Source organism: bacterium (genome assembly GCA_030247525.1).
In the GTDB taxonomy this organism is placed as follows: Bacteria; Electryoneota; JAOADG01; order JAOADG01; family JAOADG01; genus JAOTSC01.
This window is the reverse complement of record JAOTSC010000161.1, coordinates 1-7,506: the sequence shown is the minus strand read 5'-3', so window position 1 is coordinate 7,506 and position 7,506 is coordinate 1. Positions and strand designations below refer to the sequence as shown.

At 50.4% G+C, this 7,506-nt stretch carries 6 protein-coding genes; all 6 read right to left on the bottom strand.

The window, feature by feature from the left end; all coding sequences use genetic code 11:
- The coding region (locus OEM52_12400; protein MDK9700940.1) for a hypothetical protein at positions 1–377 on the bottom strand (377 nt) is incomplete at its 3' end.
- On the bottom strand, positions 374–1,147 hold the full coding sequence (locus OEM52_12395) for an SPOR domain-containing protein (protein MDK9700939.1): 774 nt from the start codon (positions 1,145–1,147) through the stop codon (positions 374–376). The genes OEM52_12400 and OEM52_12395, both read right to left, overlap by 4 nt.
- Before the next feature lie 30 nt (positions 1,148–1,177).
- Positions 1,178–2,782, bottom strand: coding sequence for a S41 family peptidase (locus tag OEM52_12390; protein MDK9700938.1), 1,605 nt, complete (start codon positions 2,780–2,782; stop codon positions 1,178–1,180).
- A 6-nt stretch (positions 2,783–2,788) separates the two neighbouring features.
- Positions 2,789–3,880, bottom strand: coding sequence for a DNA-processing protein DprA (gene dprA / locus OEM52_12385; protein ID MDK9700937.1), 1,092 nt, complete (start codon positions 3,878–3,880; stop codon positions 2,789–2,791).
- The gene (obgE, locus tag OEM52_12380; GenBank protein ID MDK9700936.1) at positions 3,873–4,880 is read right to left on the bottom strand and encodes a GTPase ObgE; all 1,008 of its coding nucleotides are present in this window, start codon (positions 4,878–4,880) and stop codon (positions 3,873–3,875) included. The genes dprA and obgE overlap by 8 nt, the downstream gene beginning before the upstream one ends.
- Positions 4,880–7,021 (bottom strand): DUF2723 domain-containing protein, encoded by a 2,142-nt coding sequence (locus OEM52_12375; GenBank protein MDK9700935.1) that lies wholly within the window; start codon positions 7,019–7,021, stop codon positions 4,880–4,882. Before OEM52_12375 ends, obgE begins: the two co-directional genes overlap by 1 nt.
- Between the last annotated feature and the right edge of the window lie 485 nt (positions 7,022–7,506).

Genomic DNA, 7,506 nt, shown 5'->3' with positions numbered 1-7,506 from the left:
ATTGTCATCGTTGCTTTAACGACGACTTTCCCTTGATAGACATCCTGCTCTTTATACTTCACGGTGGGAGGGTATTGCCATTGCCCAAACTTCAATCCGAGCGTATCGCGCGTCGTTACATTGAAAAACTCATTTTCGCGGCTCGTAATGTGATACCCTTCCGGCAACGAGATAACCACCCGTACGGTTGCCGAACCGGATTCCGGGAGTTCGGCTGGCGTCGATGTGATTGTTACCGAGACATTCTTTTCGGGATCGAATTTTTCGACCGGAATCGGTTCCGCATTCGATAGCGTAACGATGAGGATAAATGTGACGAGTAGTGCAACGATTTGGTGCGTTTGCCCCGACAAACGATGGAAAGGGAACTGCTTCATGGTTGCTCCGGTACTGTAATCCAAGCATCTGGGTAACCGTTCGCGCGAAGGGAGTCGCGGAACCGGACAGCGTCGTTTTTTTGGTCGAAACGTCCGACGCGGACGCGATAACGGTTGTTCTCACTCGGGATAATATCGATCACCCGGTTTGTGACGGATTGCAGCGACTGCTCCACCGTCTTTGCCGACTCCCGTGAATCGAGCACTTTAACTTGCACCTGCCAATAGCGACTGGAATTACTGACTTTAGCTTCGACACGCTTGGTTTGTGGAGCAGGCTCGCTGTTTTTTGTATCTAACAAAACGCGCGATGAAACAACGGTCGCATTGGGAAAACCCCGTCGTTTACATTCGTCGATGGCGTGGTTCGCAGCATCGATGCTCGTAAAATTCCCGGCAAGCACTTCATATCCGCTATCGCTATGCCGGATTGAAATGGGCAACGATAACGATTTCCGGGCAAGATTTTGCCGGACTTTCATTTTCGCTTCGGTCGGTTCGAGCCCGAGCAGAATCCTCCAACCGCTTACTAAATCCCGCTTCTCATCTAACGGTTCGTCCGCGGAAGGTACCGGCTTTAACGCTTTGAACATCCCGGCGCTCGCTTCATCCTGATAACTCGATGGATCAGGATTTTGCGGGGCGACTGCCGGAATTTTCTTTAACGAATCGACAATCGCTTGTCGTTTATCCGGTTCCGCTGCAAACAAGGCAAGCGGAACAAGAAGAATCATCAGAAAGATTGGGAATGGTATTGGTAGCTTGAGCATTACCAAATCCCTTTCGCTAAAGAATATTGCTTATCGCGGCAATGCGGCGATTTCCTCCGCCTTCTCAAAGAGTGTCATCGCTTTTTTGACGACTTCGTCACCTGGAATCGTCACTTGGTAACGCGCTTGGCGTGAATTGAACACCGCTTGTGCCAATTCCCCCTTGTAGGTTAATGCAAGAAATTCGCGATCCTTCAGGATATCCTCATCCTTGATTTCCAATTTTGGATTCGCATCTTTCGCAATCTTTACCAAATCGAGCAGCATCGCATCGGTGATTTTCAAATCCTCGATAAACGTTTCTACGCTGTTGCCGTATTTCGCGGAATACTGTTGTGACAGTTTCTGCGCTTGATCGATCATCACCCGTGAATTGCGTAGCCGCGCACTTGAGTTCGTCAGGAAATTCTGGGGAACCTTCACGTCGGGAGTAACCCCACCTCCGCCATACACAATGCGACCGGCGCTGGTGCGGAATTCCTCCCGCTTCACCGTATCTATCTCGGTGGCAACACTGTCGTCCATGTTATCCATTGCGGCGTCGAGGTACGAATCCCGGTCGCCCAACTTATACGGTTTCTGAATCAATCGTCCGGTTGGCGTGTAATAACGCGCAGTCGTCAAGCGAACCACTGAACCGTCGCGAAGCGGTACCTGAGACTGTACCAAGCCTTTGCCGAAAGTAGTCGAGCCGATGACTAATCCGCGATCCAAATCCTGAATTGCGCCGGATACAATTTCCGAAGCTGATGCGGAACCACCATTTACCAGCACAACGACCGGCATCTTCCGGTGTTTTTCCGAGGGCAGCGAGCGGTAATCCTGCCGCGAGCTCTCCTGTCGGCCCTTCGTAAAGACAATTAGTTTTCCTTCGGGAATAAACTTCGAGGCAACCAACACCGCTTGCCGGAGCAAACCACCCGTATTGTTCCGTAAATCGAAGATGAGGCGTTTCATGCCCAACGATTCCAACGAATCCAATGCCAGTTCGATTTCACTGCTGGTTGTTTCGGTGAACTGGTTGAGTAAAATGTAGCCCGTCGATTTATCGATCATGAGCGCGGTTTCGACCGAGAAGATAGGAATCTTCGCGCGGGTGATTTCCATATCAAACGGCGTGTCTACCCCTTCGCGGCGAATGGTTAACTTTACCTTCGAGCCGTGGGGTCCGCGGATGCGCTTGAATACTTCTTCTTCTTTGATACCGTAAGCGCTTTTCCCGTCGATGTTAATAATTTTATCGCCGTTCCGCATCCCCATTCGTTCGGCGGGCGTTCCCGGGATCGGAGCGATGACTGTCAACAGCTTCTCAAAAATCATGAATTGGATGCCGATTCCCTCGAAACTGCCGCTGAACTGCTCTTCAATCCGCTCTTCTTCCTTCGCGGGAATGTAGGAGGAGTGAGGGTCAAGTTTTTCGAGGGCGCCGCTGATTGCCCCCTCGATGACATCGCCCATGTTGGGTTCTTCGACGTAATTATTGCGGATATTCGCGATTACTTCCGAGAACTTCTGGAGATGGAAAGTAAGCGAGCCCCCTTTGTCGACTTGGCTGTGCGCCACCCGATACCCTGCAGTAAACGCCAACCCAAGGGCAACGATTAATAATCCGAAGACTGCGAGTTTCTTTCTCATCCGACTCTACCTCCCAACACAGTGATATTCGCCACCGGATTGAACCACCAAACCTTTTAACTGCATCGCCGTTAGCGCTGCCAATACTTCCCCGATTCCAGCGCCGCTGCGCTCGGCAAGAAAATCCGCACTGAGTGCCGAACCCTCTAACCGTTGATATAGAACGGCTTCCAATCCGGTTAGTTCCCCGCGGTGCACCAGCGGTTGCGGTTTCGCGCGTAGCGCTTGGTCATATTCGTTGAGTACATCGGAAGCACATGTTATCAATTTCGCACCGTTTTGGATTAATCGGTGTGGCCCCCGCGACATCGGCGCTGTTATCATCCCCGGAACTGCAAACAAGTCACGGTTTTGCTCCAGCGCAGAGTCTGCCGTCAGTAAAGCCCCCGATTTCTCTCGTGCTTCTACGACAATCGTTCCCCGGGTAATCCCGCTAATAATACGATTCCGTTGCGGAAAAAAGCGGGCATCCGGTTGGACTGCTGGGGGATACTCCGAGAGCAATAACCCTTGCTCCCGTAATTCGGCAAAGAGAGTGCGATGTTGAGGGGGATATTCGACATCCAACCCACACCCCAATACACCGGCAGTACCTCCGACTAATCCAGCCAGCGCACCGCGATGAGCCGCCCCATCGATTCCGACTGCCATTCCGCTTACGACTGCCCAACCACTCGCTGAAAACTCCTCTGCCAATTGATACGCGACTTTTTTTCCGTACTCCGTAGCTAACCGGCTCCCCACAATCGCAATCGATTTCGTCCAATCCGGTCGCAGTGGGCCTGTTCGGTACAACAGAATCGGCGCATCGGCAATTTCTTTTAACGGCGGCGGATACTCCGGTGAATAGTACGTGATGATATCGTAACCGCGTTTTTCTACCGCTTCGAGAATCTTCTCCGCATCGGAAAAGTAATTCCGTGCGGAGAGGATCGATTTTGCCGTATTTTCGCCGATGTCTTCAACATGCAACAAATCGTCGTAGGAGGCATGAAGCACCCCTTCGGCGGTATAGAATTTCGACAATAACCGGGCACATCGTCGCGGCCCGACGCCATCGACCGAAAGCAACGCGATTAATGCCTGCAGCTCATTCATCTTCGTCAGAATCACCAGAATGTGATGTAACGACCGCCCGGGGAATCTCTTCCAACCGTTTCCAGATTGCCCGTGTCAGCTCCTGTAACCCTTCGCGGGTCACCCCTGAAAAAGTCAGATCGGCGGGAAACGCCGGAGTGTCCGCGGTAATCAAGTCTGCCTTCGAGCGGGCGACTAACGCCGGATGAGTCGAAAGCTCCGGTGAATATTCCGCTAACTCGCTTTTCAGCATTGCCAGTTCCCCAGCGGGATCTTCGGTGTCGGCTGGTATCAAAAACAGCAACAAACGGGTGCGTTCAACATGGCGTAAAAACCGATGTCCTAATCCCTTTCCCTCACTTGCCCCTTCGATTAACCCGGGAATATCCGCCATCACAAAACTGGCGTAATCGGCGACCTTGACGATACCCAAGTTCGGTTCTAAAGTGGTAAACGGGTAATCGGCGATTTTCGGTCGCGCAGCTGAGAGCGCAGCTAACAGTGTCGATTTCCCGGCATTCGGTTTCCCAACCAATCCAACGTCAGCGATAAGTTTTAACTCAAGCACCAATTCCAATTCACCGCCCGGCTTGCCCAAGGTAGCTTTGCGCGGTGCTTGATTGACCGGAGTTGCAAAATTGACATTCCCGCGACCCGGCTTCCCCCCTTTAGCCGCTACCCAACGTTGTCCCGGTTCGGTTAAATCGGCAATGATTTCCCCGCTGTTCTTGTCGCGGAAGAGTGTGCCTGGCGGCACTGGAATCACGATATCTTTGCCATCGCGTCCCGTCATCTGGTTTCCCGAACCTGGTTTTCCGTTTTCCGCTTCATAATGCTTTACATAGCGGAAATCGAGCAACGTGGAGCGATTTGGATCGACCAGGAATACAACATCGCCGCCACGGCCGCCATCGCCGCCGTCGGGACCACCTTTCGGGATAAACTTCTCGCGGCGGAAGCTGACGCAGCCGTCGCCGCCTTTCCCCGCTTGGATTCGTAACGTCGCATAATCGACAAACATCAATTCCCCGCTTTGTTAGGAGTGGGAAGAGTGATCAGCATTTTCCCCCCCTCGTTTAATAACGCTTCTATCTGCGGGTCGCGTTGTCGGGCTAAATACTTTTGTAGAATTGGTAATGCCTGCTCAAAGTTTTTTGTATCGGTTAGCAACAACAAGCCAACATTGCGCAAGGTTGCTAAGTGTTCCGGTTCGATTGTTAATGCTGCTTGAAACTGTTCTAATGCGACTTCCCGATTATTGGCGGCTAATGCGGCATTTCCCCGGTCACGGTAAAGATTCGCAATGGAATGAACAAGTTGCATTTGTTTTTCACTGCCCGGTGGATAGTAATCCATTGCTTTACGATAACACCATTCGGATTCGCTAAGTAAACCTCTACCGCGCAGATGGACACCAAATTCCGCTAATAAATCCGCCCGGTGAACCCGAATCAGCTCATGTCCAATCGTTTGTACAGTACTAAGAGTCGATTTTGCCCACGATTGTTGCAACCAATACAGCGATAATCGTAGCGGGTCTTCCGAATCGCCAATTGTTACAGGAAAAACAATTTCCGGTAGCAATGGTTCACCCGGCCGACGAATCTGGTAGTAAACGCCTCGCGGAACGATATCGAGACCTTTCAAGAAATCGGGATTACTTAACCGTTGCTGTTGTAATTGAAAGCGAAACGCTTCGCCATCATGGCCACTGGAGAAAGGATCGCCAAGAATTCCCAACGGGCCTTTGTAACCAACGGCAAGCATCCAGCGGGGATCGTCGAATGATTCTTGAATTGCAGGGAGTCGATCCAATTGCCGGATGAGTTCCGACCGTCGAACATATCGATCCAAGATCGTGACCGATTTTCCTTCTCCTCGCGATAACTCTGCTGCGATTAAACCAAATGTTGTGTGATCACCACCGGCAAGCAACATCGTTCCCGCCGGTAACCGATTAAACACAGCATTTGCGAACTGCTCACGTAGCGAAACCTGTTCCCGGATTTGATTGGTAGTACGTCTTTCCTGCAAGAGGAAACTATACCCCGTAACGATTACGAAAAGGATTGTCAGGGGAATAACCAGTTTCGGTTTTTTAACTTCGATTATTTCGTGTCCAAACAACAAACCCCGTAATCCCCAGAGTAGCACAATGACTGCCGCACCGGCTTGGTAGCCTTGACGGTCGGGAATTGGATAACCGAGATACAGCAATAAAAAAATGGTCAGTCCGCAAAATTCAGCAACGCTTTGCCAGAAGCCCGCTTCGCGCAACACACTTTGACCTTGCGCACGCCAATCCCGCAGTTTGAATACGAGTAGTAATGCGGACAGGATTGCGAATAGACCAATGCTGGACACAAACTTCTTCAACCAGAAATCGCTGGCAAAAACAGTCTCAAAAGACCAACCGGATTGAGCGAGATATTGATTTCCGGTGATGTGTTTCCAGACTTCCGGCCAAGTCGAAATCGCCGCCCAACTTGCGGGAATCGAGGGATCGCCGCGAAAGCCATAGATGAGCCAAGGGGTGAGTCCCAACAGAAACGTGCCCACATAAACACCAAGATGCGACAACGAACGATTATCACCGATTCTGCGCCATTGAACATAACCAAACACTACAATCGGTAGAATGCCCAATCCCAACCAGTGATGGGAGATTGCCAAAGCCGCGAAAAATGCGCCAAGTAATGCGGTAGCAGGATTCGTCAGCCAACGGATTGCAACAACGAGTAACAGAAACAAAGGGGCATACACTTCCGCGTACGCCATTTGCATCGAAGCGGTCCACTCGAACGCAAACAACGCCCAAGCAAGTCGCAACATCGCACCGGACACCGTGAGTTTGTAGGTGTTGCGGGGATAAACCAGCATCACAACAGCGGCGATCCAGCAAAGTCTTGTTAATAGGGCGACTGCAAGTTGACCATCGCGAGCAAAGTGGAAGAAGAGTCTTCCGAGGGTTGTATAAAGCGAGTATCCGGTAGGGTGGGCAACGCCAAAAAACCGAACTACGGTTCCTAATTCGCTACCATCGCCCGGCTGCAGGCCGGTGACCAATCGGGCAAGCTGGTAAACAGCAAGAAGTAAAAGCCCGCCAATCAGCCATAGAAGCGGCTGTCTGGATATTTGACTGGGTGTTGTGTGAGTTTCCATCGTTGCAAGATACTACTTCCAAGACTCTTACCCAACGGGGTCAAGGATTGATTTCATGTCACACTCCATTCGAATGACTCCCCGTCAGTACATCGAACAAAAATCGTTAATTGGGATGTTAATATTGTAGCACTAAATTTAATATTTGATAAGTAATGATATTGTCTACTCTAAGAGGATGAAGCCGGGTACCAAGGTCGAGTGGTAACTACTTGATGTGTTAGTATTTAGCTTGATTCGATTGGAAACGATTGCATAGCTCGTGTGACTCAATCACAGAAAATCGACAAAACATGTCGTATTTTGTAACAGTAACCTCAATATTTTCTTATCTTTATTTGAATCTGGGTTAACTGGAGAGAAACAATCATGCGAATCATACTCATCATTTTAATGTTCGCTTCCTATGCATTTGCCCAAGCACCTTACATGTCGAGTTTGGGTAGTATAACTACTGATCCGGTAACGAGCTTCACCTTTAAAGC

What these genes read in the sequence shown, in the direction of transcription:
- OEM52_12395 (MDK9700939.1), bottom strand. Translation starts at nt 1,147, where the DNA reads ATGCTCAAGCTACCAATACCATTCCCAATCTTTCTGATGATTCTTCTT.
- OEM52_12390 (MDK9700938.1), bottom strand. Translation starts at nt 2,782, where the DNA reads ATGAGAAAGAAACTCGCAGTCTTCGGATTATTAATCGTTGCCCTTGGG.
- dprA (MDK9700937.1), bottom strand. Translation starts at nt 3,880, where the DNA reads ATGAATGAGCTGCAGGCATTAATCGCGTTGCTTTCGGTCGATGGCGTC.
- obgE (MDK9700936.1), bottom strand. Translation starts at nt 4,880, where the DNA reads ATGTTTGTCGATTATGCGACGTTACGAATCCAAGCGGGGAAAGGCGGC.
- OEM52_12375 (MDK9700935.1), bottom strand. Translation starts at nt 7,021, where the DNA reads ATGGAAACTCACACAACACCCAGTCAAATATCCAGACAGCCGCTTCTA.